Here is a 26,280-nt window from a genome sequence, read left to right as displayed (position 1 = left end):
ATGTCGCGAGATACCTACGAGATCGTTGATGAAAGTAGCGGCGACGATCTGCGCCTGGTGCTTCGGGTCGAAGGGGAAGCTGCGGCCACTGCCAGCGCGTCATCGGACGCAGTCACGCAGATGCGAGATCAACTCGGCATGACGCGAGAAGACGTTCTCGCCGAGTTGAGGAATGCACTCGAGAGTTTGCACCGGAACCAACTCGACAAGGTCACGATCCAGCGCCTCCGGGAGCAGACCGAAGGCTCCCGATATTTTATAGCTTCTTACATATCTCGAGACTTCAATAAGGTCACCGAGGGCATCATCTGGTACGATCTGCCCAACGGAACGACCGGACCGAGCGACGTTCCGGCGCTGGTACGGAACAAACTGCGATATGATGTTCATGGTCACCTGACGGCTGGCAACGCCAGCGCTGAGGCCCTGCGGAGGGCCCTGCGATGACTGCTGCCGCACCCGCTGGGGCAACCGCTCTGCCCCTCGTCATGTTCGACACCAATGTCATCTTCGACTTTTTCTTGGGACGCGATCCCGAAATCCTTCTTCTCGCGCAGCTTTCTCGTCAGCATGTCGAGATTCGTATCCCCGAGTTCGTTCTCATGGAATTTCGGGGATCGATTCTTCGAGAACTCGGAGGCAAGGAGAAGGCTCTATCCTCCGTCCGGCAACTCGCGAACGAATTGGAGCGCGCTGATCACTGGATGAGCGGAGTTGACCGGCTCCGCGCTGGATGTGAACTCGTCATGGAGGATATTGCTCGCCTCCGAGGCAAGCTCGACACGTTCTTGGATGTGGTTCGTAAGCAATTCGACGTCGAGCCGCATTCACCCGACATTCATTACAAGGGTGACCTTCGGTACGTTCAAGGGCTCCCTCCGGATGAGCCCAAGCGCGGAGTCCAGGACTGCAGGATCTTTGAGGCCGCTCTGGCGATTGGGCGGGCGGACGCGACAAACAATAGGCCGGCGCGATTCTTTCTCACCAAAGATTCAGATTTTCTCAAAAAGGTCGGCGTGAAGGACGAGCTGGACGCGCTTGGAATCGAGCTTGTCGGTTCAGCAGGCCAGATCTACGGGCGGTTCGCCCCTCGGTAGCTCGCGACGCGTGGCGCGTGGACGGCGCTCACCCGCAAGCGGAGGTGGCCGCGATGAGCAGCGAGAGCGTCGATGCCCCCACCGAGACGGCGGTGGATGTCCTCGCCGCGACGGAGGCCGGCTTGATCGAGATGGTGCTCGGCGTCCCGGGCGTGGCGCCGCGCATCCTCGGCACGGGCGCCCTCGCCGCCCTCGCTCGCCTTTCTCCGGCGGCGCTCGCCGCGCGGGCGCAGATCGCGCTGCTCGACGCCACCCGGCTCGTGGCGGCCTTCGAGCTCGGCCGCCGCGCCCACGCCGCACGCGCTCGCCGGGGCGCGCGTCTCACCGATGCCGCCCGCGTGGCGCGCTACTTCGGCCCGAGGCTCGCTTGCCTCGTCCACGAGGAGCTCTGGATCGCGGCGCTCGATGTCCACGGTCGCGTGCGCGAGGCGCGCATGCTCGCGCGCGGTGGCGCCGATGGCGTGTACGTCGGCCATGCGGACATCCTGCGCGCGGCGCTCGACATGGCAGCCCAGAGCTTCGTCCTCGCCCACAACCATCCGAGCGGCGACCCGGCGCCTACCGAGGTGGATCAAGCCATGACCCAGGAGCTGCGCGCTCTCTCCTACGCGCTGAACGTGCCGCTCCAGGCTCACGTCATCGTCACGCCCAGCGGGCGCTACGCCGCCGTCCTGGAGTAGCCGTCGCGAGGCCATGTCCGCGACCATGTAGAGCCCCTCAGGCTCGCAGAGGTCCGGCGAGGAGCGTACGGTCCGTCGCCGCCCGACCGGCGCGGCCGGCGTCGCGTTCGCATCCGCGTCGGGCGGGTCCCGATTGTATGCCCGACAGGGTGTGAGCGAAATTGCTGCTGCCATGAGCAAGGTCACGGCGCTGAGGCTGGATACGGTCCACGAAGGTTCTGGACATCAGATGACCGGCATGGCCGTCAGCGTGTGCACGACGCCGGCGGCGCCCAGCCCGCTGCCGATTCCATATCCCACGATGGGCACGGTGGCCGAAGGGGTCATCGACGCGCCGATGCGGACGAAGATCGAAGGGAAGAAGATCCTGACGGTCGGCGGGTGCATGAAGGCGTGTCACGGCAACGAGCCGGGCACGTTGAAGGAGACGTTGAGCCTCAACACGGGCGGTCCGTGCTTCCCGTGGCTCGGCGCGCCGAACGTGCTCGTCGAGCTGGGGATGGCCGGTATCACCGGCAGCATGGGGCAGATGAACAAGTCGGTCACCGCCGGCGCCGGGACGAGCGCGAGCGGGGCGGGCGGCGCGGGGGGCGGCGGCGGCGGGGGCGGCGGCGGCGCGGGGGCGCCGGGCGGGAGGAAGCCGAGCACGCCGGGCGGCGGCGGGGGCGGCGGCGGCGGGAGGAGCCACAAGGGGGCGACGGCGGGCAAGTCGTCATCGCCGCCGGTGGACCAGTGCACGACCGAGGGGCACCCGGTCGACGTCACGGACGGCGCGGTGGTCGACGCGGCGACGGATATCGAGGTGGCGGGCATGATCCCGCTCACGTGGGCGCGGCACTACCGCTCCTCTCGGTACGAGGAGCGCAACGCGGCGCTCGGCCCGGGGTGGGCGTTTTCTTACGAGCAATGGATCGAGGCGGGAGAGCAGGTCCTCGCGCTGCGGGACGGCCAGGGGCGGTGGATCTGGTTCGAGAAGGTCGGGCCCGGAGAGCGCGCGTTCCACCGGCGCGAGCGGCTGGAGCTGCACCGAGACGGAGCGCGGGAGTACCGGGTGGTGGAGCTCGGGTCGCGGCAGGTGCGGGTGTTCGCGGCGGAGGGCGGATCGGCGAGGGCGCTGTTGCGCGCGATCCGGGACGTGCACGGCAACGAGATCCGCCTGGACTACGAGGGGGATCGGCTCGTCCGGATCGTGGATACGGCGGGGCGGGAGCTCGGGGTGTGGTGGAAGGACGGGCGGATCACGCGCCTGGAGCTGTGGGCGGAGCGGCGGCTCTGGCAGTGGGTGGATTACCGGTATGACCGCGCGGGGAGCCTGATCGCGGCGGTCGATGCGGTGGGAGGCGTCGAGGCGTACGAGGTCGACGTGCGCTGCCGGATGACGGCGACCACGCTGAAGAACGGCGAGCGGTTCTGGTACGCCTACGAGAATCCCCACGGGCACCGGTGCCGGAAGACTGGAGGGCGGGACGGGCTCTATGAGGTGGAGCTCCGGCGCGACGAGCGGGCGAGGACGACCGAGGTCCGCGGCGAGGAGCCGCCGGGTGTACACCTGGAACGCCGACGGCCTGGTCACGCGCGCGGCGCTGCCCGATGGGACGGTGCTGTGGGAGCGGGCGTACGACGAGGACGCACGCCTCGTCGCCGAGGTCAACGGCGACGGCGAGGGCGTGCAGACCTGGCATGACGCCCGCGGGAATGTGGTCCGGGAGATGGACGCGCTCGGCAACGAGACGCGGTGGGAGCACGAGGGCGACCTCGTGGTGCGCGAGATCAGCCCCGAGGGGCTGGTGACCCAGGTGATGCGCGACGCGCGCGGCGAGGTGAGCGCGGTGCTGCTGCCGGCGGGCGAGGCGGTCTCGTTCGCGCGCGACGAGCGCGGGCGCGTCACGGGCGTGTACGCGCACGGCGGCGAGCAGGGCGGGCTGCTGTTCGGCTACGAGCACGACGCGCAGCACAACGTGATTGCCGAGATCGACGCACGCGGCGCGCGGACGACGTACGCGCACGACGGGATGGGGAGGCCCGTGTCGAGGACCGACGCGCTGGGGCGGACGACGCGCGTGACGTACGATCCGATGGGGCGGCCGATCCGCGTGGAGCGGCCCGACGGGACGAGGACTGTTGCGACCTACGATCGCATGGGCAACCCGGTGCGGCTGGTCGACGCACTGGGGCAGACCACGCAGCTCGCCTACCAGGGCACGGGCGTGCTGGCGCAGGTCGTCGAGCCGGGCGGGGGCGTGTGGCGCTTCGAATATACGAGCAAGGAGCGGCTGCACGTCATCACGAACCCCAAGGGCGAGAAGTACGTCTTCGGCTACGACGATGCAGGAAGGGTGACGCGGGAAGAGACGTTCGACGGCCGCAAGCTCCGCTACGGCTACCGGAGCTCGGGGCGGCTCGGGCGCATTGAGCTCGCGGCCGACCGGACCTGGTGGCGCAACCTGTTCTACGACCGCGCGGGCAACCTCACCGGCGACGAGACGCCCGACGGGGTGATCCGCTACGCGCGCGATCGGATGGGGCGGCTGCTCGGGGCCGCGCTCGAGGAGGCGAGCGGGCTGCGCGTCGAGACGTGGTTCGAGCGCGACGGGCTCGGGCGCGTGGTGTGCGAGCGGCAGGGCGACCGTGCGATGCGGTACGCCTACGACACGCGCGGCCGGCGCATCGAGCGCGTCATGCCGAACGGGGCGAGGACGAGGTATGCCTACGACGCGCTCGACGCGCTGAGCGCCGTCGAGCACGACGGGCACCGCGTCGCGATCGAACGCGACGCGCTGGGGCGCGAGGTGCAGAGGACGAGCCGCGCGCCGGGCGAGGACGACGCGGCGGGCGAGGCCGCGGCGATCACGGTGCGGAGCAGCTACGATGCGATGGACCGGCTCATCGAGCAGCGCGCGACCGCGCCGGCGCCGGGCGTGCCCAAGGTGCTCGTCGCGCGGCAGTGGCTGTACGACGCGCGCGGTCGTGTCGAGCGCATCGACGACGCGCGCTGGGGCGCGACCGCGTACCGCTACGACCGCGTCGGCCGGCTGCTGTCCGCGCAGCGTGGGACCGTGCGCGAGGTGTTCGCCTACGACCCGGCCGGCTCGATCACGCGCATGCTCGAGGAGCTCGCGGGCAACGACGATCTGGCGCCGCTCGCGCCGGCGACGCAAGCGCAGCAGCCCCAGGGCTGGACGCAGCCGTCGTGGAGGCTCGAGCCCGGCGGCGTGCTGCGCAGGACCGAGACCGCGGCCTACGAGGTCGATGCGCGCGGGCGCCGCACCGCCAAGGTCGAGCTGGCGCGCTACCGCGAGAACCACCCGAGCGGCGGCGCCGCGACCGAGCAGGACATGACCCGCTACGTCTGGGACTGCCGTGACCGGCTCAGGGAGGTGCGGCTGCCCGATGGCACCCGCGTCGTCATGACCTATGACGCGTTCGGAAGGCGCGTGCGCAAGGAGGTGATCACCAAGGCCGTGGTCGGCCTGCCGCACGTGGTGGACTTCGTGTGGGATGGCGATGTGCTGGCGGCCGACGTCGACAACGAGCGCGGGGCGCGGACGTTCGTCCACGCGCCGGGGACCTTCGTGCCGCTGCTCCAGCAGCAGGACGGGCGTGTGCTCACCTACGTCAACGATCACCTCGGCACGCCCAAGGAGCTGCTCGACCCGCGCGGGCTCGTCGCCTGGTCGGCGGCCCACTCCGCCTGGGGCAAGGTCGCCGACGTCTGGCGCGATCCGGTCAGCGTCCTCAACCACAGGACCACCGTCGAGTCGCCGTTCAGGCTGCTCGGGCAGTACGCCGATGACGAGACGGGGCTCTGCTATACGAAGTTCAGGTTCTTCGATCCCGAGACCGGCGGCTGGTGCAGCCCGGATCCGCTTGGAGCGGCCGGCGGACGGCACCTGTTCATGTTCGACGGCAGTCCAACCCTCCACATCGATCCCCTCGGTCTCGCGAAGGGCAAGGTATTGGGCGAAGCAGGAAAAGCTTGGGAAGATGATGTCCGGAGGGTTAGCGGAGGGACATCTCAAATAATCGATGACCGAGAAATTGACTCAGTGACGTCCACGGAGCTCATCCAGGCGAAGGACTCACCGAGCGCAGTCACCAAGCCCAAGAATTTCCTCGGCAAGAGCACCAGAAATCAGATCAAGGAGACAGTCCGCCTCGCGGGCGAGCACGGCAAGAAGCCGGTCTACTGGTTCAAAGAGGAGCCACACCCTGAAGTTCGCAGCTACATCGAAGAAAAGGGCGCGGAGGTACGCGTTGGCCTGCCCTCATCAACAAAAGGAAGCTGCTCCTCCTAATGTCTGCGCACAAGGCGCAGCGCCGACACAACCATAGAGCAACGAGGCGATATACATGTCGTATTTCTATTCGGTCCGCGGCTGGCTGGAAGTGTCGCCCGACATTTTTTCCAGCATAACATCCACCATATCAACGATTCGAGAACGATGGCGCGACAATGAGAAAGCACATCTCTATATGAAAGGCTGGTGCTGGAGCAACGACTCGATCAATTGGACGCGCTACCTATTCTACGGCGCGGACGTCACAGAGGAAGGCCTGACAATATTCCGTAGCGTCATCAACGATCTAATTCTTCTCAAAGCCGATCTATCCGGATATTTCCACGCTCAGGGCGAAGACGGGGAGAAGAGCATAGTCTTCAGGATCGAGAACGACGTTCTGCTCGAAGAGGCGCGATTGGGGGTTTAATGCCGACGGCCTGGTGACGCGCGCGGCGCTGCCCGACGGGACGGTACTGTGGGAGCGGGCGAGCTGCATGAACCGGTCGTGCGGCTCCTTCACCCAGACCTCCAGCCGGACGAGAGGGGCGTCCGGATCGGCTCGGTCCCGCGCCTGGTAGAGCTCGGTCCCCTGAGGGCTCTTCAGCCGGCGATGGATGCGATAGGGCCCGAGGTCGTCGCCCATCCCGAGGGGCACGAGAGGCTGGTCGTCGAACGACTTCATGACACTCCGGCCGGCCGGCGCGGAGCCACGCGTTGCGCGATGGCGGTGGGCTGCTCACCGCGTCGCGGTGGAACCTCCGGGCTCGGCGGCGCGCGCAGCCCGCTCCGGGCTGGCCGGCGCGGGCGTTACGCGAATGCTCCCCCGGCGTGCGCCGGCGCCCTCGGGTGCCCGGGCGGGAGCCCGAGGCGCTGCCGCACCTGCGCGAGGCCGACGCCGACGCCCCCCGCCGCAAGCGCGAGCGGCCACGGCTTCCCCGTCGTCTGCCCGATGAACGCGCGCACCCGCCCCACGTCCTCGAGGACCGGCGTCAGCTGCGCCGGATCGTTGAAGTTGTTCACGAAGGCGTTCGCGAGCGCCTGAGGTCGGCTCGCGTTGTCCGCCCGCCCGTCGCTGCCGTACTGCGCGAAGAGGAGGTGGAATATCCCCGCGGACGCTCCGGAGAGGAGGAGGTTGTTGAACCGATCGGTGGGCCCGCCGCGCCGCGCGTAGAAGCGTTCGAAGGTGCGCGTCATCCATTCGGCGTCGAAGGGCCGGTCGCCGTGCTGCACGACGCACTCGACCAGGTTGCGCGCCATCTTGTTGCCGGTGTTGGCGCCCTGGCCGCCGATCGGGTCGAGCGACATCGCCGTGTCGCCCAGCGGCGTCACGATGCGGCCGGAGGGCAGCCGCCCGACGGGCTTGCGCACCGCCGGGACGACCCGACCCTTCTGCCATCCATGCTTGTCCGACAGCTCGGCTGTCCTGAACCATTCGTAGTCCCAGGGGATGAGCTCCTTCACCAGCTCCTTCGTGATCGCGACGATCTCCTCGCCCGTCGCCGCGCCCTGGAACCGGTCGAACGCCCCACCGGGTATCGCCTCGATGATACAGTTCCAGCTCGGCCCCACGTCCTTGTGGTGGTAGGGGATCCAGAACGCCTCCCCGAGGCCGGCGAACAGGTTGAACTTGACGGGGAGCAGCGGGACGCCGTCGAACCCGAGCTTCGGGCCGGTGACGCACATCATGACGAGGTTGCGCTGCGCTTCGGTGTGGACGCTGCGCGCCGGGTCGCGCTCGAACAGGTTGCACAGGTCGCCTCGTCCCGCGGCGACGATGGTGAGATCGTTCTCCGCCGCGATCGCGTCGAGCCGCGGGACGGTGACCGGCTCGATCGCGACCTTGCCCCCGCGCCGCTCGAGCTCGAGCATCCACCGGTGGCTCTGGAGCCGGAGATCGATCGCCCTGAAGGGCCGCTCCAGGCGCCCTGCCAGCGTCAGGAGGCGGTTGCCCGGCGCGGGGCACGCGGTCAGCTGGACGCCCTCGCCCGGGGGCGCGGCGTCCTCCCAGAAGGCCAGGCCGAGCTCGCGCTCGAGCTGGAGCGCCCTGTCGAACCGGGCGGCGGTGCCGGTCGGCTTCGATTCGTGGAGCCACTGCTCGGGCGTGCGATCCGAGTAGAGCGTCACGCCGTAGCCGGCCTTCACCAGCGCGTGCGCCGCCAGCAAGCCAGCCTGTCCAGACCCCACGATAGCAATCTTGCGCATAAGGAACCCCCGGGTTGGGTTGGTCTGCGCTCGTCTCACGACGACGCGCGCCGAGCCATCCAGGTCGGTTCGCCGTCAGGGGCACCGGAGGCGTCGCGAGCAAGGGAAGCCCAGTCAAAGGAGACCGTATCACCTCGGCCAGGAGCGCCGGAAGCCTCCTGCGAGGTGCTGGACGACCGACAACCGGAGAGGCCCCCCTCCATCGGAGAGAGCCCTCGGGGGGAGGGGGTGTCGCGCGGGGGGCCGAGGGGGAGGGCCCCACGAACCCGAGCGCCGGCCCGCATCGCAGCGGGTCGCCCATGGACTCGGCACCTCCGTACAGGAGGCCATAGCCACCACGAGGCGCGAGTTCGTGGGAGGGCCCCCCTCGGCCCCCCGCGCGACACCCCCTCCCCCCGAGGGCTCCGTTGCAGCGCGCGGAGCCCGCCCTGCACCGAGGCCCCCGCACCGAGCCCCCCGCGCCGAGGCACCGCCCACCGAGCCCGCCCGCCGGTTGCGAGGCGCAGCGCCTTGGAGTAGCGTCCGCGCCGCCGCAGGGCCGGGCGACGCCGATCGCCCCGCCCGAGCGGACGAGCCGGGCCTCGAGTGCGCGCCCCGGCTCGCGCGGCCCCCTCGCGCACTGGACGCGCACTGGAGACGAGAATGGCCCGAGGCTCGACAACCACGCACCGCGAATCGGACGCCGCCGAGTCGCTCATCGGAAGGGGCTCCCGCATCCGCGGGCGCGTCCACGGCGATGGCTCGCTCCGGGTCGAGGGCAGCGTCGAGGGGAACATCCAGCTGACCGGCGATCTCGAGATCGAGGACGGAGCGTCGGTCACCGGGGACGTCGAGGCGAGCTCGCTCGTCGTCGCCGGACAGCTCACGGGAGACGTGACGTCGCGCGGCCCCGTCACCATCCGGGCGACCGCGCAGTACGCCGGGAACGTGGGCGGCAGCGAGGTGATCCTCGAGGAAGGCGCGGCGTTCGCCGGCCGCATCGAGGCGGAGTTCGACCTGCCGGCCGAGCTCTCGGAGCGGACCGGCGGGCGCGCGCAGAGCCCCCGGCGCGAACCGGCGGGGCGGTAGCGCGCGTTGACGGACGGACAAGCGCGCCGCGACGGCGCGACGAGGAGCACGAACGTGGCGGGTACGATCATCGGAAACGGGCTCACGATCGAGGGCGAGATCACCTCCGACGACGAGGTGATCGTCGCCGGGACGGTGCGCGGCAAGCTCACCGTCGAGGGGCCTCTGACCATCGACGCAGGGGCGCTGGTCGAAGCGGACATCGGGGCGGCGTCGCTCCAGGTGGGCGGCAACGTGACCGGCAACGTCACGGCGGCCGACCGCGTGGACCTCCTCGCGGGCGGTCGCCTCGTCGGCGACGTGAAGGCGTCGCGGCTGACCATCGCGGACGGAGCCTCGTTCAAGGGCAACGTCGACATGGACGTGTAGCCGATGGCCGCCCAGTCCTCGATCGGGCCGACGACGGCCATCCGCGGGAACGTGCAGGGCGACGGGGATCTCGAGATCCTCGGCCGCGTCGAGGGGAGCGTCGTCATGACCGGCGACGTGACCATCGGCGAGGGCGCGCTCATCCAGAGCGACGTGCGGGGGCGGCGCGTGGTCGTCCGCGGCGCGGTCGCCGGGAACATCTCCGGCGAGGAGGCCGTGATCCTCGAGCCCGGCGCGCGCGTGGTCGGCGACCTCGGCGCGCCGCAGATCGGCATCCACGCCGGCGCGCTGGTGCGCGGCAACGTCACCACGGGCGCCCCGCTCGCCGCGACGCCCGCCCCGGTCCGGGCCGCCGCTACGGCAGCTGCGCCGCGCGCCGCCGCGCCCGCGGCTGCACGGCCGGCGCGGGCGCCGGCGGAGCGCGCGCCGGCGCCTGCCGCGCGGCCCGCGGCCCGCCCCGCGCCGGCGCCCGCGCGCCCCGCGCCGGCGGCCCGCCCGGCCCCGGTCGAGGCGAGGCCCGCGCCCGCGCCCGAGCCGCGCCTCGCGGCGACGCAGGACGAGGAGGAGGCCGATCTGTCGGCCTCCGCCGCGGGCGGCGAGGGCGACGAGGCCGAGGCGGGCGAGGGCGCCGGCGGGCCGCCGCCGCCCGTCGTCCCCGCGCTCCGGAAGGGGGCCGCGAAGGCGTCGCTCCGCAAGCGGGGCGGGCGGTGAGCGCCGCCGGCACGTCCGAGCGGGAGCGGTTCGTCGCGCTGCTGCGCGAGCGATCGTTCGAGCAGAAGCGCGTCGTGCTCGCGTCCGGCCGCGAGAGCGACTTCTTCATCGACTGCAAGCAGTCGGTGTTGACGGCCGAGGGCCACGCCCTCGTCGGCGCGCTGATGTTCGAGGCGCTCGACGCGCTCCCCCGGTGCGAGGCCGTCGCCGGCGTCGAGCTCGGCGGTTGCCCCCTCGCGAGCGCGGTGTCGCTCACGAGCTTCCTGCGCGGCCGCCCCCTCCCCGCGCTGTACGTGCGCAAGGAGGTCAAGGACCACGGCTCGCGCCGCCTGGTCGAGGGCGATCGTGGGCTCGTGCCCGGGATGCCCGTCGCGATCCTCGAGGACGTCATCACGACGGGCGGCTCGACGCTGAAGGCGGTCGAGAAGCTGCGCACCGCGGGCGCCTCGGTGGTCGGCGTGATCGCCCTGGTCGACCGCCTCGAGGGCGGCGCCGAGGCGATCCGCGCGGCGGGGCTGCCGGTCGTCTCGATCTGCACGCGCCGCGATTTCCTCCCCGACAGCCCGCTCGGCTGAAGCGGGCGGCCCGGGCGAGGCGGCGCAGCGGCGCCGCCTCCGCTTTGCGGCGCGCTGCTCCGCCTCCGCCCGCGGCGCGCTACTCCGCCGCCTTCGCCAGCGGCTCGCCGAGGAGCGGGTAGCCGAGCGCCTCGCGCTGCGCGAGGTACGTCTCGGCGATCGCCCGCGCCAGCGCGCGGACCCGGCCGATGTAGCGCTGCCGCTCGGTCACGCTGATCGCGCCCCGCGCGTCGAGCACGTTGAAGCGGTGCGCCGCCTTCACCACGAAATCGTACGCCGGGAGCACGAGCGCCTTCTTCGGATCGATCGCCGCCCCCTTCGCCGCCGGATCCGCGCCCCGGTAGAGGAGCCGCTTCACCTCGGCCTCGCACACGTCGAACGCCGCGAAGTGCTCGGGGATGTCGGCCTCCTCGAAGTTGTACGTCGACCACTCCCACTCGGCGCGCTGGTAGAGGTCGCCGTAGCGCACGATCTTCCCGCCGCTGTCCGAGTAGACGACGTCGTAGATGCTGTCCTTGTCCTGCAGGTACATCGCGATCCGCTCGAGGCCGTACGTGAGCTCGCCGGACACGGGGCGGCAGTCGATCCCGCCGATCTGCTGGAAGTAGGTGAACTGCGAGATCTCGAGCCCGTCGATCCACACCTGCCAGCCGAGCCCCCACGCCCCGAGGGTCGGCGACTCCCAGTCGTCCTCGAGGAACCGGACGTCGTGCTCGAGCGGGTTCGTGCCGATCGCCCGCAGCGACTCCAGGTAGAGGTCCTGGATGTCGATCGGGCTCGGCTTGAGGATCACCTGGAACTGGTGAAACTGCTGCATCCGGTTCGGGTTCTCCCCGTAACGACCGTCCGCGGGCCGCCGGGAAGGCTCGACGAAGGCCACATTCCAGGGCTCGGGGCCGAGCGCGCGCAGGAACGTCGCCGGGTTGAACGTGCCAGCGCCGACCTCCGAGTTGTACGGCTGCACGATGAGACAGCCGCGATCGGCCCAGAACTTCTGCAGGGTGAGAATGAGGTCTTGGAAGGTCATGGTGGGAGGGCCGGTTCTTAGCCTGGATCGCCCGCGCAGGCGACGCCCCGCGAAGGATCGCCCGCACGGTCCGCCCGAGGGGCGGCGCGTCGCGGGCGCCGCGCCGAACGCCGCGCCGGCGGACCGCCGCCGCCGGTCGCCCCTCCGGGCGTAAGCCCCGTCGAGGACGGCCCCGCCTCGGCCCACGCCGACCCGCCTTGGCCACGCCGGCCCGCCTCGGCCCACGCCGACCCGGAGGCGCCGCCCGCGCCGCCCTGCCGGCCGCTTGCGCCTGTCCGGCGCATGGCGTAGCTTCCGGCGCGTTGTATGGGCTCCCATGCATCTCCAGCGGCGCGGCGGAAGACCGCCGCGCGGAAGGCCCAGGGCGGGCCGGACGCGCGGCGGGTCATGGACGCGATCCGCGCCATCGTGCAGCGCCTGCGCGTCTCCTCGCGCGCGTGCGAGCGGCAGCTCGGCCTGAGCAGCGCGCAGCTGTTCGTGCTGCAGCAGCTCGACCAGGCGGCCGCCGCGTCCGTCGCCGAGCTCGCGCAGCGCACGCTCACCCACCAGAGCTCGGTCTCGGTCGTGGTGACGCGCCTCGCCGAGCGCGGGCTGGTCGCCCGGCGCGCCTCGCCGGAGGACGCGCGCCGGACCGAGATCTCGCTCACCCCCGCCGGCCGCGCGCTGCTCCGCCGCGCGCCGCGCACCGTGCAGGCCGAGCTCGTCGCCGCCGTGGATCGCCTGCCGGAGGACGAGCGCCGCGGGCTCGCGCAGAGCCTCACCACCCTCGCCCGGGCGCTCGGGGCCGGCGACGAGGCCCCACCCCTGTTCTTCGAGGGCGAAGATGCCCTCGCCGGCACCGCGGCGGCAAACCGCGAGGAGAGCTGACATGTCCAGCGTGCACGCCCCAAATGCCGCGGCCGGCGAGAGCATCCCGGTCGCCCCCTCGATGAGCCCGACCCTCGCGGACCTCCGCGTCCCCGCCCCGGGCGCCGCCGTCGACCGGCGCGTCGTCCTCGTGAGCGGCCTCGCGATCGCGATCGCCGGCGCCGCGTTCCTCGCGGCGGAGCTGCTCACCGCGCTCATCGCCGTCATCACGAACCTCGCGTTCTTCGGCCGGCTCTCCGCCGCGCCCGCCTCCCCCGCCGAGCACCAGGCGGGCGCGCTCGTGCTCGTCATCCCGATCGCCGGCGCGCTCGTCGTCGGCCTCATGGCGCGCTACGGCTCCCAGGCGATCCGCGGCCACGGGATCCCGGAGGCGATGGAGCAGGTGCTCTTCAACCAGAGCCGCATCCCGCCGCGGATGACGCTGCTCAAGCCGCTCTCCGCGGCGATCGCGATCGGCACCGGCGGGCCGTTCGGCGCGGAGGGGCCGATCATCGCGACCGGCGGGGCGCTCGGCTCGCTGGTCGGGCAGCTGCTCCGGATCACCGCGGACGAGCGCAAGACGCTGCTCGCCGCGGGCGCGGCGGCGGGCATGTCGGCGACGTTCGGCAGCCCGGTGTCCGCGGTGCTGCTCGCGATCGAGCTCCTGCTCTTCGAGTACCGCCCGCGCTCGGTGATCCCCGTCGCCCTCGCCACCGCCACGGCGGCCGCCGCGCGCCTCGCCGTCGGCGCGACCGCGCCGGCGTTCGAGATGCCGGCCGTCGCGCCCTCGACCGGCCCCGCGCTCGCCTTCTACGTCGCGCTCGGCGCGGTGCTCGGCGTCGCGGCCATGGGGGCGACCCGCGCCATCTACGCGATCGAGGAGGCGTTCGAGCGGCTGCCGCTCCACTGGATGTGGTGGCCGGCGATCGGCGCCGTCGCGATCGGCGCCGTGGGCTACGTCGCGCCGCGGACGCTCGGCGTCGGGTACGACAACATCGACGACATCCTGAGCGGCCGCCTCGCGCTCACCGCGCTCGTGTCGCTCTCGGTGCTGAAGTTCGTCTCCTGGTCGATCGCGCTCGGCAGCGGCACCTCGGGCGGGACGCTCGCGCCGCTCTTCACGATCGGCGGCGGGCTCGGCGCGATCCTCGGCCTCGGCGCCGCCGCGCTCTTCCCCTGGCTCGGCGTGGACGCGCGCGTCGCCGCGCTCGTCGGGATGGCGGCGATCTTCGCGGGCGCCTCCCGGGCGCTCCTCGCCTCGGTCGTCTTCGCCTTCGAGACGACCCGGCAGCCGATGGGGCTCTTGCCGCTGCTCGGCGGCTGCACCGCGGCGTTCCTCGTCTCGAGCCTACTGATGCGGCACTCCATCATGACCGAGAAGCTCGCCCGCCGCGGCGCGCGCGTGATGGTCGAGTACGCGGCCGACCACCTGGCGCAGATCCTCGTGCGCGACGTCGCCTCGCGCCCGGCCGTGACGCTCGCCGCCGACGACACCGTCGAGTCCGCCCGCGCCTTCCTGCTGTCGCGGGCGGAGGGCTCGCGCCACCAGGGCTTCCCCGTCGTGGACCGCGGAGGCGAGCTCGTCGGCGTGGTCACCCAGCGCGACCTGCTCGCCGAGCAGCCCAGCGCGCTCTCGATCCGCGACCTCCTCCGGCGCCCGCCCGCGGTGGTGTTCGAGGACAGCTCGCTCCGCGAGGCCGCCGATCACATGGTCGCCGAGGGGGTGGGCAGGCTCCCGGTGGTGTCCAGGGAGGCGCCCCGCAAGGTGCTCGGGATGCTGACGCGCAGCGACCTGCTCGACGCGCACCGGAGCCGGATCGACGCCGGGCAGCGGCGCGAGCTGGCGCTCGCCGCCGCGAGGCGGTTCGGCGACCGGGCCGCCGTCGCTGGTCTGACGGCCGATGGCTCTGCCGGGCGCAGCTAGCGGCGAGGGCGAGCGGCGAGGGCCGCGCGGCGGGCGGCGAGCGCCGCGCGGGCGGAGCTAGTCGACGAAGTAATCGCGATCGCCCGCGAGGCCCTGCTCGAGCGCGGCCATGCCCTTGGCGACGTCGAGCTTCACGCCCTCGCGCCGGAAGCTCATGCCCATGGCGTAGAGCGTCTTGAACAGGTTGTGCGAGCGGCACTGCTCGCCCATCTGGCCCACGCGCACGATGTTGAGGCCGAAGGCGCCCGAGATCTCGACGCGGAACGCCTTGGTCATGTACTCGCGGACCCGGGCGCTGTCGACGCCGCTCGGCAGCTTGATGGCGAGCACGCTGTTGAGGCGCACGTCCTTCGACGCGAACAGCTCGAGCCCCATCGCCTCGAGGCCCGCCTGCATCGCCAGCGAGCTCATCTCGTGGCGGCGGAACCGCCGCTCGAGCGTCTCCTCGCAGACGAGGCGCAGCGCCTCGTGCAGCGCGAGCACGCCGGGCACCGGCGCGGTGTAGTGGTATTGCTGGTACCCCCAGAACCGCTGCGCGCGCGTGGCGTCGTAGCACCAGTGCGGGCGCGGCGAGGGGCGCTCCTCGACCGTCTTCCACGCGTCCTGCGAGAACGCGCAGGCCGACACGCCCGGGATCGACGACAGCGCCTTCTGGCCGCCGACGATGCCGACGTCGATGCCCCACTCGTCCATGTGCACCGGCATGGCCGTGAGCGTGACCACCGCGTCGACGATCGTGAGGGCGCCCTGCGACTTCGCGAGCTTGCAGATCTCCGGCAGCTCCACCATGCGGACGCCGCAGGACGTCTCGCCGTGCGCCATCGTGACCACGTCGTAGCGCTGCTTCTTCATCGCCTCGCGCGCGTCGGCGAGCGTCACGGGCCGGCCGGGCGGCCCCTCGAGGAAGGTCACGTCGGCGCCCAGGCCGAGCGCCATCTCGCCGAGGCGGCCGCTGAACGTCCCCACCTTCAGGCAGAGGACCTTGCGCCCGGGCCAGCACAGGTTCGAGACGGCCATCTCCATCGCCGCGGACGCCGGCCCGGCGATGCCGATGATCTTGTCGCTGCGCGTCTGGAACGCGTAGGCCGCCATGTACTTCACGTTCTGGATGACGCGGTCCATGGTCGGGCCGAGGTGATTGATGATGACCCCGTTCGCCTGGGCCACCGCCTGCGGGATCGGCACCGGACCGGCGCCCATGAGGAGCAGCGGCTCGGACGGCAGGATCGCGGCAAGGGGCGTGATCGGCGGGGGCAGGATGGAGAACGACATGGCCAGGAACCTTGGGCGAGAGCGCGGAGCGCGCTAGCAAGCCCAATGCATCCTGCGGCGTCAAGCGCTACCGGGCAAGCCGGCGAGGCCCGCGACGGACCCGGGCATGGCGCGGGACGGCCTGAGAGCGCGCCTGACGCCGGGCCGAGGCGACAAATTCATCGCGTCCCGGGTTTCCCGGGGGGCCGGTCCGCGGGCTGCCGGCCCGAAGGGACCCGGCTCGTCGCACGGCCCTGGGGGGCGAGCCATGCGACGAGCGAGGCCCCCTCCGGCCTGCCGAGGAGGCCCTGCTCGTCGCACGGCCCTGGGGGGCGAGCCATGCGACGAACAGGGCCCCCTCTGGCCTACCGCGAGGAGGGAGGAGGGCGCCGCGGCGCTCGAGCCCGAGATCGAGCTCATGCACGGCGACGCCTCATCCCTGCTCCTCGTGCGGTCGGCCCGAGGCGATCCCGGACGTCACGAGGCGCGGCAGCGGAGCGAGAGCTCCTCCTCGTCGCGCCCCGAGACGGCATCGGGTGTAGCGCCTCACGAGAGGGTCAATCGACCCTTTCATACCACCGAGCGGCGGCGCGAGATCGCCTGATAGGCGGCCGTGAGCAGGATGGCGCCGATCAGGGACATGAAGAACCCGGCAGGCTCACCCTCGCGGTACATGAAGAGCATGCGGCCGAGCAGCCCGCCGACGAACGAGCCGACGACGCCGATGATCATCGAGACGACCCACCCGCCAGGCTCACGCCCCGGGACGATAAGGCGCGCCAGAGCGCCGACGACGAGGCCAAACAGGAGAAAGAGAATGAACGACATGATGAACCTCCCAGAGTGGAGCGAAGCGCTCCTGGTTGCTATGCAGTCTGTTCAGCAAGCGCCGCGCCATGCCGTGGAGTCCGGCCTCTCCACAGGCCATCAGGCGAGCTGAACGGCCAGGACAGCGCGCGGGGCTACCTTTCCCAGCGCGAAATCCGACCGCGGCGGGGAATGCGCCCTGGAGAGCCGGGACGGTCGCATCGAACCGTGGGATTGCTCGCGTCGCGACGCCGTGGCGGATTGCCTCAGACGGGCTGAAAAGCAGAGCGCGGGCGAGGTAGCCTGCCCCATTCGCCTCCACGACCTCGACAACGCGCCTCGCGCGGCGGTGGCGCAGCGGTTGCTATCTCCGGAGGGCAACGGCGCGCCGCGGAGATGCTCTGCGGGCGTTCACCATGAGGAGGGTACGATGAGCAACGAGAGCGATCGGAATGAAGGGGCTGCCGAGGAGATGGGCGGCAAGCTCAAGAAGGGCATCGGCAAGCTGCTCGGCGACGAGCAGATGGAAGCGGAGGGCCGCGCCAAGGAGCTCCGAGGAAAGGTCCAGCAAGAGGACGCCAAGGCGGATGAGCGCGCGCGGGGCGCGCTCGAGGAGGCCGCCGGCGCCATCAAGAACCGGATCGGGAAGCTCGTCGACGACGAGCAGATGGCGGCCGAAGGAAAGGCGAAGGAGCTCCGGGGAGAGAACCGGCAGAAGGCCAATCAGTAGGGTGCGCGCCCTGCCCGCCCGCGCGAGCGGGCGCGAGAGGGCCCGCTCGACGGGAGCCCGGCCCTCCCCGGCCGGGCTCCTGCGCGGCCTCGCGCCGTCACACCTCGGCCGCCGAGACGCCGTGCCGCTGGAGGAGCTCGCGCAGGTGGCTCCGGTCCATCCGCGCCGCGCGCGCGGCGCGCGAGAGGTTGCCGCCGTTCGCGCGCACCAGCGCCGCGAGGTACGTCCGCTCCCAGCGCGCCACGGCGCGCTCCTTCGCCTCGCGGAACGACAGGCTGAGATCGTCGTCCCGGAGCGCCTCCACCGCCGGGGCGCCGCCTTCCTTCTCTCCCGCCATCACCGCCTCGCGGAACAGCGCCGGATCGATCATCAGCACCGCGCGCTCGACCGCGCCGCGCAGCTCGCGGACGTTGCCGGGCCAGTCCTGGCGCATGAACGCCTCCAGCAGCTCGCCCGGCGGGCTCTGGTCCGGCCCCTGCGCGAGCTGCCGATAGAAATGCGCCGTGAGCAGCGCGATGTCGTCGGGGCGCTCGCGCAGCGCCGGGACGCGGAGGCGGACGATGTTCAGCCGGTAGTAGAGATCCGACCGGAAATTCCCGCGGTTCACCTCCTGGCGGAGATCGCGGTTGGTCGTCGCGATGACCCGGATGTCGAGCTTGATCGGCTCGATCGTGCCGATGCGCCGGATCTGCCGCTCCTCGAGCACGCGCAGGAGCTTCGGCTGCATGTCGAGCGGGAGCTCGCCCATCTCGTCGAGCAGCACGGTGCCGCCCCGCGCCGCCTCGAAGGCGCCGGCGCGCGCCGCCTGCGCGCCCGTGAACGCGCCCTTCGCGTGGCCGAAGAGCTCCGCCTCGATCAGGGTCGGCGGGATGGATCCGCAGTCGATCACGACGAACGGCCCGCCCGCGCGCGGGCTGTTCTCGTGGATCGCCTCGGCGAGCAGGCCCTTGCCCGTGCCCGTCTCGCCCTCGATGAGCACCGTCGAGTCCGACGCGGCGATCCGCGGCAGCGCCGCGAAGATGCGGCGCATCGCGGTGCTCTGCCCGAGCACCCGGCCGTACCGGTCCTCGTCGCCGAGCGGCTCGCGGATCTCCTCGGCGAGCGGCTCGAAGCGGAGCGTCGACTGCCCGAGGCCGAGCGTGGCGCCCGGCTGGAGGTAGGCCGCCTCGACGCGGAAGCCGGAGAGGGTCGTGCCGTTCTTGCTGCCGAGATCGCGGAGCAAGAAGCCCCGCGGGGTGACGGTGATCACGCAATGGTGCCGCGAGACGGCCCGGTCGCTCAGGATGAGCTGGTTGCCGGGCGCCGTGCCGATCACGAACTCGGTGGCGTCCGACACCTGGGACGACCCGGCGTCGGGGCCGTTCGTCACCTGCACGCGGAAGCGGGTGAACGCGATCTCTTTGGAGCGGACCTTGAGGAGCGCCGTCTCGGCGCTCGGGTGAACCTTCGGCTCGGAGCCCATCGTGCCAGCCTACCACGACGGTGCCGCGCATGGCCGGGGCTGGCCGGCTTCGGCGGCCTCGGGGCGGCAGCGGCCGCGAGGCGCTCGTCTCCGCCCTCGCGGGCCTGCCGGTCCGCCCTCGCGGGCCTGCCGGGCGCCCCGGCGGCCGGCGTTCGGAGCGCGCGCCGGCCCTGGGCTCGCTCAGCCCGAGGTCGCCAAGAGCTCCGCGTCGCGCGCCTCGGCGCCGGGCCCGAGCGGCTGGCCGTACGAGAACTCGACGTAGTTGCCGTCCGGGTCCTTGAGCGCGCAGAAATACGCCACCGGATAGGGCAGCTCCTTGGGCGGCCAGACGAGGTGCTCCCGGCCGCGGCGCGCGATCTCGTCCACGGCGTCGCGGCTCTCGAGCGCAAACCCGAAATGGCTCATGTCCTCCGGCGCCTGCGGCGCGCGCCGGCCGCCCTCGATCATCACCAGGACGAACGCCCGCTCCTTCCCCTCCTCGGCGAGCCAGGCGACGCGCGTGCCGGCGTCGTTGCGCTCGTGAACCACCTTGAGCCCGCAAAACTCGCGATAAAAGGCGATCGTCGCGTCGAGATCGCTCACGTGGAGCGCGACGTGGGTCATCAGCGGTTTCATTGTAAACTCTCCTACTTTTTTTCTCCGGATAGACGACCAGGCGAACGAGCACGGCAGCAGCAGAGGCGCTCCCCCCGATCGCTCGATGAGGGGTTGCCGCCCTATGCGGGCTCGAACGCCTTGCTCGCCGCGTACCCGCGCGCGGCGGACCGGATCTTCTCGATCTGCGCTCGGTCGAAGGAGACGGGCGCCCCGGTGCGCGTGTAGCTCATCACGTTGTCGTCGACGCCGCTGTGCCCGAGCCCGAAGAAGTGCCCGAGCTCGTGCGCGAGCACGGTGGGCCGCGCGTTCGCCGCGATGATCACGCAGCGTCGCTCCGGCGTCGCCCGGTTCCGCCAGTGCACGCCCATCCGGAAGCGCCGCGGATCGTCGACGTCCCGCAGCGACGCGACAACCATCACGTTGATCCGGCGCGCCTCGATCGCCGCGGCGAGCGCGTCCCGGTCGGCGCGCGTCTCGAGCCGCAGGAAGCGCGGGGCGAGCGCGCGCGAGCCCACCTTGCGCAGCGCCACGCCGGCGGGCTCGAACAGCCGGACCGCCTCGGCGATCTGCGCGTCGATCCAGGCGTCGTCGCGCACCGGCTTTCCCGCCGCCTCCTCCACCACGGCGATCGACAGGGGAAACGCCGGGAGGGGCGCGGGCGCGCGCCCCGCGGCGCGGGCCAGGCCCGGGGCGAGCGCGCCGGCGAGGAATGGACCGGCTGCGGCGAGCACGACGCGGCGGGAGATCATGGATAAGACCCTATCTCATCGACCACCCCACGATCGCGAAAACGCCCGTGAGCCGCCGCCCTGCGCCGGCGCGCGAGGCGATGGAGCGCGGCCCGCCGCGGCCGCTTGCTCCCCTTGTGGCTGCGGCGCGCGGCGGGTAAGAGGTCTCTCCATGATGCGAGGCGCGCTCAGCGATGTCACGAGGGCCGTCGGCCACACGCCGATCGTCAAGCTGAACCGGGTCACCGAGGGGCTCGAGAGCGACATCTATGTCAAGTGCGAGTACCTGAACCCGGGCGGCAGCCACAAGGATCGGGTCGCGCTGAACATGATCCGCGACGCCGAGGCGAGCGGTCTCAGGCCGGGCGGGACCATCGTCGAGGCGACCAGCGGCAACACGGGCGCCGCCCTCGCCATGGTCGCGGCCATCCGGGGTTACAAGTGCGTCTTCGTCATGCCAGACAAGATGTCGCAGGAGAAGATCGCGACCCTGCGCGCCTACGGCGCCCGCGTCGTGGTCTGTCCCACCTCCGTCGAGCCCGACGACCCGCGCAGCTATTACCAGGTCGCGAAGCGCATCGCCGACGAGACGCCGAACTGCTTTTACGCGAACCAGTACCACAACCCGTCGAACCCCGAGGCCCACGTCGGCTCCACCGGCCCAGAGATCTGGGAGCAGTGCGGGGACGAGCTCGACGTCTTCGTCGCCGGCATGGGGACCGGCGGCACCATCAGCGGCGTCGGCAAGTTCCTCAAGCAGCGGAGGCCGGACATCAAGATGGTCGGCGTCGATCCGGTCGGCTCGCTCTATTACGATTACGTGAAGACGCAGCGGATCACGAAGCCTTTCGCCTACAAGGTCGAAGGGATCGGCGAGGATTTCTTCCCGAGCACGATGAACCTCAAGATCATCGACGAGATCATCCGGGTCGACGACAAGGAATGCTTCCTCATGACCCGGGATCTCGTGCGGCTCGAGGGCCTCTTCGTGGGCGGCTCCGCGGGCGCGGCGGTCGCCGGCGCGATCAAGTATGCGCGACAGAGCGGGAAGAAGGAGAACATCCTCGTCCTCTTGCCCGACGGCGCGTCCAAGTACATCTCGAAGATCTTCAACGACGACTGGATGCGCGAGAACGGCTTCCTCGAGGAGGACAAGGGCCTCGGGACGGTGCGCGATCTGCTCGCCGTCAAGCCGAGCGGCGCGGTGGTCACCGCCGACGCGAACGCGCGGGTCCGCGAGGTCATCGACATGATGAAATCGCACGGGATAAGCCAGCTCCCGGTCACCGAGGGCGGCAAGCTGCGCGGGATGGTCCACGAGGTCGACCTCTTGCGGCACCTCGTGGAGGGGAGCGGCACGCTCGACTCGAGCATCGGCGGGCTCGTCGAGAGCGACTACGCGACGGTGACGCCGGCGACGAAGGTCGAGCTCCTGAAGGGGGTCCTGAGCGACGCGAAGATCGCGCTCGTCGTCGACGAGGAGACGGTGCTCGGCGTCGTGTCCAAGATCGACCTCATCGATTATCTTGCCCGCAAGGCGACGCCGGCGCTCGGCTGAGCGGCTTTACAGGACAGGAAAGGGACACCGCGGTGACACACGACCTCGAGACGGTGCGGCGCGCGCTGCACGACCATATCGTGAACGAGATCCTGCTGCGCAAGGCGCCGCTCGCCCTGGACGAGGATCTCTTCGAGGGCGGGTCCGGGTTCGACTCCATGTCGCTGACGCGGGTGCTCGTGTTCATCGAGCAGCGCTTCGGCGTGAAGATCCCGGACGAGGAGGTGGACCTCGACGCGGTGTCGACCGTGGACCGCATGGCGCGCTTCGTCGCCGGCCGCATCGCGGCCGCGCGGGGCTAGCGGGGCCGCGGTGGCCGCCCCCTACCGGCTGCGCGCCGAGGACCTCTCGGCGCGCGGCGACGCCGTGGCGCTCGCGTCGCGCGGCGCCGCGGTGACCTACGCCGAGCTCGCGGCGCGCGCGGCGGCCGTCGGCGCGGCGCTCGCCGGGGCGGGCGTGTGCCCGGACGACCGGGTGGCGCTGCTCTCCTCGGGCCGCGCGCACGACGAGCCGGTGGCGCTCGTCGGGGTGCTCACGGCCGGCGCCGTGGCGGTCCCGCTCGACGCGACCGCGCCGCCCGCGCGGCTCGGGCGGATCGCGCGGGGCCGGGGGTGCCGGGCGCTCGTGCTCGACGCCGCGGCCCGCGGCCTCGCGGACGGGATCGACGCCGCGCTCGGCGGCGGCCTCGCGCGGGTGGAGCTCGACGCCGAGGGCCGGGTGCTGCGCGGGGCGGCGCCCGCCCGCGCGGGCGGCGACGATGGCGTGAGCCGCGAGGACGGCGCCGGAGGCGCGGGCGGCGAAGGCGCCGCCGAGGCGCAGGACCTCGCGTGCATCCTGCACACCTCCGGCAGCACGGGCGAGCCGAAGCCGGTGCCCATCACGTGGGCCGGGCTCGACGCGTTCACCGCCTTCTGCATCGATCTCATCGGCCTCGCGCCGGCGGATCGGGTGCTCCGGGTGGCCGAGCTGGTCTTCGATCTCGCGTGGTTCGACCACCTCGCGACGTTCCGCGCCGGCGCGACGCTCGCGACCATGGCGCGGCGCGATCTCGCCTCGGGCCGGGCGCTGCGCGACGCGGTCGCCGCGCTCGCGCCGACGGTCATCTACGGCGTGCCGTCGATGTTCATGAAGCTCGTCGCGGCGCTCCCCACGGCGGGCCCGGGCGCGCCGGCCGGGGCGCTCTCGCCGCCGGTGCGCGCCATCCTCTTCGCCGGCGAGGTGTTCCCGCCGCGCGAGCTCGCGGCGCTCGCGGCGCGCGCCCCCGGCGCGGCGCTCTACAACCTGTACGGCCCGACCGAGACGAACGTCTGCACGTTCCACCGCGTCGACCGCGCGGCGCTGGACGGGGTGAGCGAGGTCCCGATCGGCGTCGCGTGCCCCTACGCGGCCTGCGCCTTGCTCGCGCTGGACGCCGACGGCGAGGGCGGCCGCGCCATCGAGGGTCCTGGCACGGGCGAGCTCGTGGTCTCGGGGCCGACGACCGTGGGCGGCGGCCCGTACCGGACGCGCGACCGGGTGGAGCGCAAGGCCGACGGGCTCTTCTACTTCCGCGGCCGCATCGACCGGATGGTGAAGATCCGGGGCTACCGGGTCGAGCCGGGCGAGGTCGAGGCGGCGCTCGCGGCGCACCCCGCCGTGCGCCAGGCCGCCGTGATCGCCGTCGAGGACGCGCGGCTCGGCAAGACGCTCCGCGGCTTCGTCGGGCTCGCAGGCGAGGCGGACGACCGCGCGCTCCGGATGCACCTCGCGGAGCGGCTGCCTCCGTACATGGTCCCGGAGACGATCGTCACGCTGGACGAGCTACCGCGGACCCCGACGGGGAAGATCGATTATCGCGCGCTGCCCGGCTGAGCGCGCGGCGCGCCGCGGCCAGGCGCGCTCGCGCAGACCGCAGCTCGCGCCGCGCTCGCCGGCCGTGGGCGTCGCGATCCGCCCGGCCTGGCGCGGCCTCAGTCGTTCGACCGCTCCGGGGGCTCGTGCGAGCCCGGCTCTTTCCGGAACGAGACGGCCATCCGGTTCCAGGCGTTGATCGTCGCCACGAGCCAGGTCAGATCCGTGAGCTCCCGCTCCGAGAAGTGCCGACGCACGGCGTCATACGCGGGATCGGGCACATGATCCTGGGCCACGAGGGTCACCGCCTCCGTCCAGGCGAGCGCCGCCCGCTCGCGCTCGCTGTAATAGGGGGCCTCGCGCCATGCGCTGAGCCCGTACAGCCGCTGCTCGCCCTCCCCGGCCGCCCGCGCGTCCTTCCAGTGCATGTCGATGCAGAACGCGCAGCCGTTGATCTGCGAGGCGCGGAGGAGCACGAGGTGCTTCAGCGGCCCCTCGAGCGAGCTGCGCTTCACACAGGCGCTCAGCGCCAGCATCGCTCTGTAAGCCTCGGGGTTGACGCTCGCGTAATCGATGCGTGATTGCATGCTCATCCTCCGTGGGCATCCCTTCTGCGCCGGCCACGCCGCGCGCGACAGCCCACCTTTAAGCGGCGCGCGGCGCCTCGGCGAGGGCCACTTCGCCACGATCGACGGGATCCACCCGCGCGGCGCGCTCGCGCTCGCGCGCCGGGGCTCGCGCAAGACGCAAACACAACTATTTGTTGTTTTGCGCCTTTGCGCCTTCGCGCCTTTGCACCTTTGCGTTGAGCTCTCGCTCCGGATCCCTGGCCGGACTCCTGGCGGGTGGAACTAGCGCAAAGCCGCCCTGAGCCGGCGCGCGCCCTCGGCGATCTCGTCCTCCCCCACCGCGGCATAGCCGAGCACCAGCGCCCCCCGCCCGGCCGAACGCACGCGGAGCTCGGACAGCGCGACGCACCGCACGCCGTTCGCGGCCGCCCTCTCGGCCGCCGCGCCGTCCGCGCGCCCGGCCGGCAGCCAGCCGAGCAAGTGCATGCCGGCGGGCGCCGCGCGCACCTCGAGCAGCCCCCGGAGCTCCCGCTCCGCCGCCGCCACCAGCGCGGCCTGGCGCCGCTCGTACAGCACCCGCATGCGGCGCACGTGGCGCGCGAAATGGCCCTCGGCCATGAAGTCCGCCAAGACCGCCTGCTCCAGCGAGGGCGACGACACGTCGGCCAGCGCCTTGGCCGCGACGAACGCGTCGACCAGCCCCTCCGGCACCACGACGTAACCGAGCCGCAGCGACGGCGACAGCACCTTGCTGAACGTGCCCGCGTAGATCACCCGCGCGCCCGGCGACAGGCCTTGCAGGGCGGCGAGCGGCCGGCCCGCGTAGCGGAACTCGCTGTCGTAATCGTCCTCGAAGACCCAGCCGCCCGACGACCTCGCCCAGTCGAGCAGCGCGAGCCGGCGCCCGAGGCTCATCGTCACGCCCAGCGGGAACTGGTGCGACGGCGTCACCACGGCGAGCCGCGCCGGCAGCCGCCCCGCGACGGCCGACGCCACGTCGAGCCCCTCCTCGTCGACCGGCACCGGGACCGGCGTCGCCCCGGCCGCCACGAGGGCGCTCCGCGCCGCGGTGTAGCCCGGGTCCTCGACCCAGACCGGATCGCCCGGATCGAGCAGCACCTCGGCCGCCAGCGAGATCGCCTGCTGGGCGCCGCCGACCACGATGACCTGCTCCGGCGTGCACCGCACGCCCCTCGCGGTGACGAGGTAGTCGGCAATCGCCCGGCGCAGCGGCGCGTACCCCTGCGGCTCGCAGCGCGGTACGAGCGCCCGCCACGAGCGGTCCCAGCGCCGGCTCATCAGCCGGCCCCAGACGGCGCCGGGGAAGGCGTCGAACGCGGGCACGCCCACCTGGAACGCCCAGCCGGCAGGCCCGAGCTGCGCGGCCGCGCGCCGGAACGGCGACGCGGCGCCCGCCACGAGGGCGCCGCGCCTCGACAGGGCCCCGGCGCCCGGCGAGGGCGAAGGCCGCGGCTCGGGGCTCGGCCGGGCGAGCAGCAGGCGCTCCGGCAAGGCGTCGGCGACGTACGTCCCGGAGCCGATCCGGCCGCGCAGGTACCCCTCCGAGAGGAGCTGCGCGTACGCGCCGAGCACCGTGTTGCGCGACAGGCCGAGGTGGGCCGCGAGCGCCCGCGTCGACGGCAGCTTGCTCCCGGATCGCAGCCGCCCGGCGAGGATCGCGCCGCGCACCGCTTCGTAGACCTGCCGGTGGAGCGGCGCGCTCGACGCCGGGTCGAGCGCCACGGCCGTCACGGCGCCGGCGGGCGGAGAGGCCCGCCGCGGCCGCTTCGTCGAGGTCGTCCGCGCCTTCGTCGAGGTCGCCGGCGCCTTCGTCGAGGTCGTCCGCGCCTTCGTCGAGGTCGTCCGCGTCAACGAGGCGATCTCCGGCGCCGCTGAAGACATCGGTGGGAAGAACGGGAGGGAGCGTCAGCCGGGCGGCCTGCGCCGCGCGCCGCTCCCCCGGGGGCGC

Annotated in this window: 25 protein-coding genes; 15 read left to right on the top strand and 10 right to left on the bottom strand. The window is 72.2% G+C overall.

Annotated elements, in window-relative coordinates:
- From NQZ70_RS03560 to NQZ70_RS03540, 5 genes are all read left to right on the top strand, one after another.
- The gene (locus NQZ70_RS03560) at positions 1-447 is read left to right on the top strand and encodes a hypothetical protein (protein ID WP_129572957.1); all 447 of its coding nucleotides are present in this window, start codon (positions 1-3) and stop codon (positions 445-447) included.
- Positions 444-1,097, top strand: coding sequence for a PIN domain-containing protein (locus NQZ70_RS03555; RefSeq protein ID WP_207217731.1), 654 nt, complete (start codon positions 444-446; stop codon positions 1,095-1,097). The genes NQZ70_RS03560 and NQZ70_RS03555 overlap by 4 nt, the downstream gene beginning before the upstream one ends.
- Positions 1,098-1,150: 53 nt before the next feature.
- Entirely contained in the window at positions 1,151-1,777 is a 627-nt protein-coding gene (locus NQZ70_RS03550) for a JAB domain-containing protein (protein WP_129572955.1), read from the top strand.
- 172 nt (positions 1,778-1,949) lie between these two features.
- The gene (locus NQZ70_RS03545; protein WP_129572954.1) at positions 1,950-3,461 is read left to right on the top strand and encodes a PAAR-like domain-containing protein; all 1,512 of its coding nucleotides are present in this window, start codon (positions 1,950-1,952) and stop codon (positions 3,459-3,461) included.
- Between the two features lie 25 nt (positions 3,462-3,486).
- Complete coding sequence (locus NQZ70_RS03540) at positions 3,487-6,072, top strand: restriction endonuclease fold toxin (protein WP_408022421.1); 2,586 nt, start codon at positions 3,487-3,489, stop codon at positions 6,070-6,072.
- 310 nt (positions 6,073-6,382) lie between these two features.
- Here NQZ70_RS03540 and NQZ70_RS03535 read toward each other — a convergent pair whose 3' ends face one another.
- Together NQZ70_RS03535 and NQZ70_RS03530 are read right to left on the bottom strand one after the other, a co-directional pair.
- A complete protein-coding gene (locus NQZ70_RS03535; protein WP_129572952.1) occupies positions 6,383-6,739 on the bottom strand; it encodes a hypothetical protein in 357 nt (118 codons plus the stop codon).
- A 125-nt stretch (positions 6,740-6,864) separates the two neighbouring features.
- The gene (locus NQZ70_RS03530; protein ID WP_129572951.1) at positions 6,865-8,259 is read right to left on the bottom strand and encodes a styrene monooxygenase/indole monooxygenase family protein; all 1,395 of its coding nucleotides are present in this window, start codon (positions 8,257-8,259) and stop codon (positions 6,865-6,867) included.
- A gap of 642 nt (positions 8,260-8,901) precedes the next feature.
- Between NQZ70_RS03530 and NQZ70_RS03525 the strand changes: the two genes are divergently transcribed.
- The 4 genes from NQZ70_RS03525 to pyrE are packed head-to-tail and all read left to right on the top strand — an operon-like array spanning position 8,902 to position 10,982.
- A complete protein-coding gene (locus NQZ70_RS03525; RefSeq protein WP_061623199.1) occupies positions 8,902-9,327 on the top strand; it encodes a polymer-forming cytoskeletal protein in 426 nt (141 codons plus the stop codon).
- A 54-nt stretch (positions 9,328-9,381) separates the two neighbouring features.
- A complete protein-coding gene (locus NQZ70_RS03520) occupies positions 9,382-9,696 on the top strand; it encodes a polymer-forming cytoskeletal protein (RefSeq protein ID WP_020732660.1) in 315 nt (104 codons plus the stop codon).
- 3 nt (positions 9,697-9,699) lie between these two features.
- On the top strand, positions 9,700-10,407 hold the full coding sequence (locus tag NQZ70_RS03515; RefSeq protein ID WP_129572950.1) for a polymer-forming cytoskeletal protein: 708 nt from the start codon (positions 9,700-9,702) through the stop codon (positions 10,405-10,407).
- Positions 10,404-10,982, top strand: coding sequence for an orotate phosphoribosyltransferase (gene pyrE, locus NQZ70_RS03510; RefSeq protein WP_129572949.1), 579 nt, complete (start codon positions 10,404-10,406; stop codon positions 10,980-10,982). The genes NQZ70_RS03515 and pyrE overlap by 4 nt, the downstream gene beginning before the upstream one ends.
- A 79-nt stretch (positions 10,983-11,061) precedes the next feature.
- Here the strand turns inward: pyrE and glyQ are convergent, their stop codons facing one another.
- On the bottom strand, positions 11,062-12,009 hold the full coding sequence (glyQ, locus tag NQZ70_RS03505) for a glycine--tRNA ligase subunit alpha (RefSeq protein ID WP_129572948.1): 948 nt from the start codon (positions 12,007-12,009) through the stop codon (positions 11,062-11,064).
- A gap of 306 nt (positions 12,010-12,315) precedes the next feature.
- On the opposite strand from glyQ, the gene NQZ70_RS03500 reads away from it, so the two are divergent.
- On the top strand, positions 12,316-12,876 hold the full coding sequence (locus tag NQZ70_RS03500) for a MarR family winged helix-turn-helix transcriptional regulator (protein ID WP_237244988.1): 561 nt from the start codon (positions 12,316-12,318) through the stop codon (positions 12,874-12,876).
- 1 nt (position 12,877) lies between these two features.
- Positions 12,878-14,779 carry a chloride channel protein gene (locus tag NQZ70_RS03495; RefSeq protein ID WP_129572947.1) on the top strand — a complete coding sequence of 634 codons (1,902 nt, stop codon included), beginning with the start codon at positions 12,878-12,880 and terminating at the stop codon, positions 14,777-14,779.
- Between the two features lie 57 nt (positions 14,780-14,836).
- Here the strand turns inward: NQZ70_RS03495 and NQZ70_RS03490 are convergent, their stop codons facing one another.
- Positions 14,837-16,051: an alanine--glyoxylate aminotransferase family protein gene (locus NQZ70_RS03490; protein WP_129572946.1), complete on the bottom strand. Its 1,215-nt coding sequence runs from the start codon at positions 16,049-16,051 to the stop codon at positions 14,837-14,839.
- A 549-nt stretch (positions 16,052-16,600) separates the two neighbouring features.
- A complete protein-coding gene (locus NQZ70_RS03485) occupies positions 16,601-16,858 on the bottom strand; it encodes a GlsB/YeaQ/YmgE family stress response membrane protein (protein WP_020732654.1) in 258 nt (85 codons plus the stop codon).
- A gap of 409 nt (positions 16,859-17,267) precedes the next feature.
- Here NQZ70_RS03485 and NQZ70_RS03480 point away from each other — a divergent pair, with 409 nt between their 5' ends.
- Positions 17,268-17,567 carry a CsbD family protein gene (locus NQZ70_RS03480; protein ID WP_129572945.1) on the top strand — a complete coding sequence of 100 codons (300 nt, stop codon included), beginning with the start codon at positions 17,268-17,270 and terminating at the stop codon, positions 17,565-17,567.
- Between the two features lie 97 nt (positions 17,568-17,664).
- Here the strand turns inward: NQZ70_RS03480 and NQZ70_RS03475 are convergent, their stop codons facing one another.
- The 3 genes from NQZ70_RS03475 to NQZ70_RS03465 all read right to left on the bottom strand — a co-directional run bounded on the left by NQZ70_RS03475 (position 17,665) and on the right by NQZ70_RS03465 (position 20,375).
- Positions 17,665-19,029, bottom strand: coding sequence for a sigma 54-interacting transcriptional regulator (locus NQZ70_RS03475; RefSeq protein ID WP_129572944.1), 1,365 nt, complete (start codon positions 19,027-19,029; stop codon positions 17,665-17,667).
- A 180-nt stretch (positions 19,030-19,209) separates the two neighbouring features.
- Positions 19,210-19,644: a VOC family protein gene (locus tag NQZ70_RS03470; RefSeq protein ID WP_129572943.1), complete on the bottom strand. Its 435-nt coding sequence runs from the start codon at positions 19,642-19,644 to the stop codon at positions 19,210-19,212.
- A gap of 101 nt (positions 19,645-19,745) precedes the next feature.
- On the bottom strand, positions 19,746-20,375 hold the full coding sequence (locus NQZ70_RS03465) for a hypothetical protein (RefSeq protein ID WP_129572942.1): 630 nt from the start codon (positions 20,373-20,375) through the stop codon (positions 19,746-19,748).
- 151 nt (positions 20,376-20,526) lie between these two features.
- Between NQZ70_RS03465 and NQZ70_RS03460 the strand changes: the two genes are divergently transcribed.
- The 3 genes from NQZ70_RS03460 to NQZ70_RS03450 are packed head-to-tail and all read left to right on the top strand — an operon-like array spanning position 20,527 to position 23,763.
- The gene (locus NQZ70_RS03460; protein ID WP_129572941.1) at positions 20,527-21,912 is read left to right on the top strand and encodes a cystathionine beta-synthase; all 1,386 of its coding nucleotides are present in this window, start codon (positions 20,527-20,529) and stop codon (positions 21,910-21,912) included.
- Positions 21,913-21,944: 32 nt separating this feature from the next.
- Positions 21,945-22,214, top strand: coding sequence for an acyl carrier protein (locus NQZ70_RS03455; RefSeq protein ID WP_020732644.1), 270 nt, complete (start codon positions 21,945-21,947; stop codon positions 22,212-22,214).
- 10 nt (positions 22,215-22,224) lie between these two features.
- On the top strand, positions 22,225-23,763 hold the full coding sequence (locus tag NQZ70_RS03450) for an AMP-binding protein (protein ID WP_129572940.1): 1,539 nt from the start codon (positions 22,225-22,227) through the stop codon (positions 23,761-23,763).
- Between the two features lie 98 nt (positions 23,764-23,861).
- Here the strand turns inward: NQZ70_RS03450 and NQZ70_RS03445 are convergent, their stop codons facing one another.
- Together NQZ70_RS03445 and NQZ70_RS03440 are read right to left on the bottom strand one after the other, a co-directional pair.
- Positions 23,862-24,329, bottom strand: coding sequence for a carboxymuconolactone decarboxylase family protein (locus tag NQZ70_RS03445; protein ID WP_129572939.1), 468 nt, complete (start codon positions 24,327-24,329; stop codon positions 23,862-23,864).
- Between the two features lie 264 nt (positions 24,330-24,593).
- Positions 24,594-26,213, bottom strand: coding sequence for a PLP-dependent aminotransferase family protein (locus NQZ70_RS03440; RefSeq protein ID WP_237244987.1), 1,620 nt, complete (start codon positions 26,211-26,213; stop codon positions 24,594-24,596).
- Between the last annotated feature and the right edge of the window lie 67 nt (positions 26,214-26,280).

This window comes from Sorangium sp. So ce836 (genome assembly GCF_028553905.1).
Lineage (GTDB): Bacteria > Myxococcota_A > Polyangia > Polyangiales > Polyangiaceae > Sorangium > Sorangium cellulosum_D.
The sequence above is the reverse complement of the archived record's forward strand: the minus strand, read 5'-3'. Positions and strand labels throughout refer to the sequence as shown.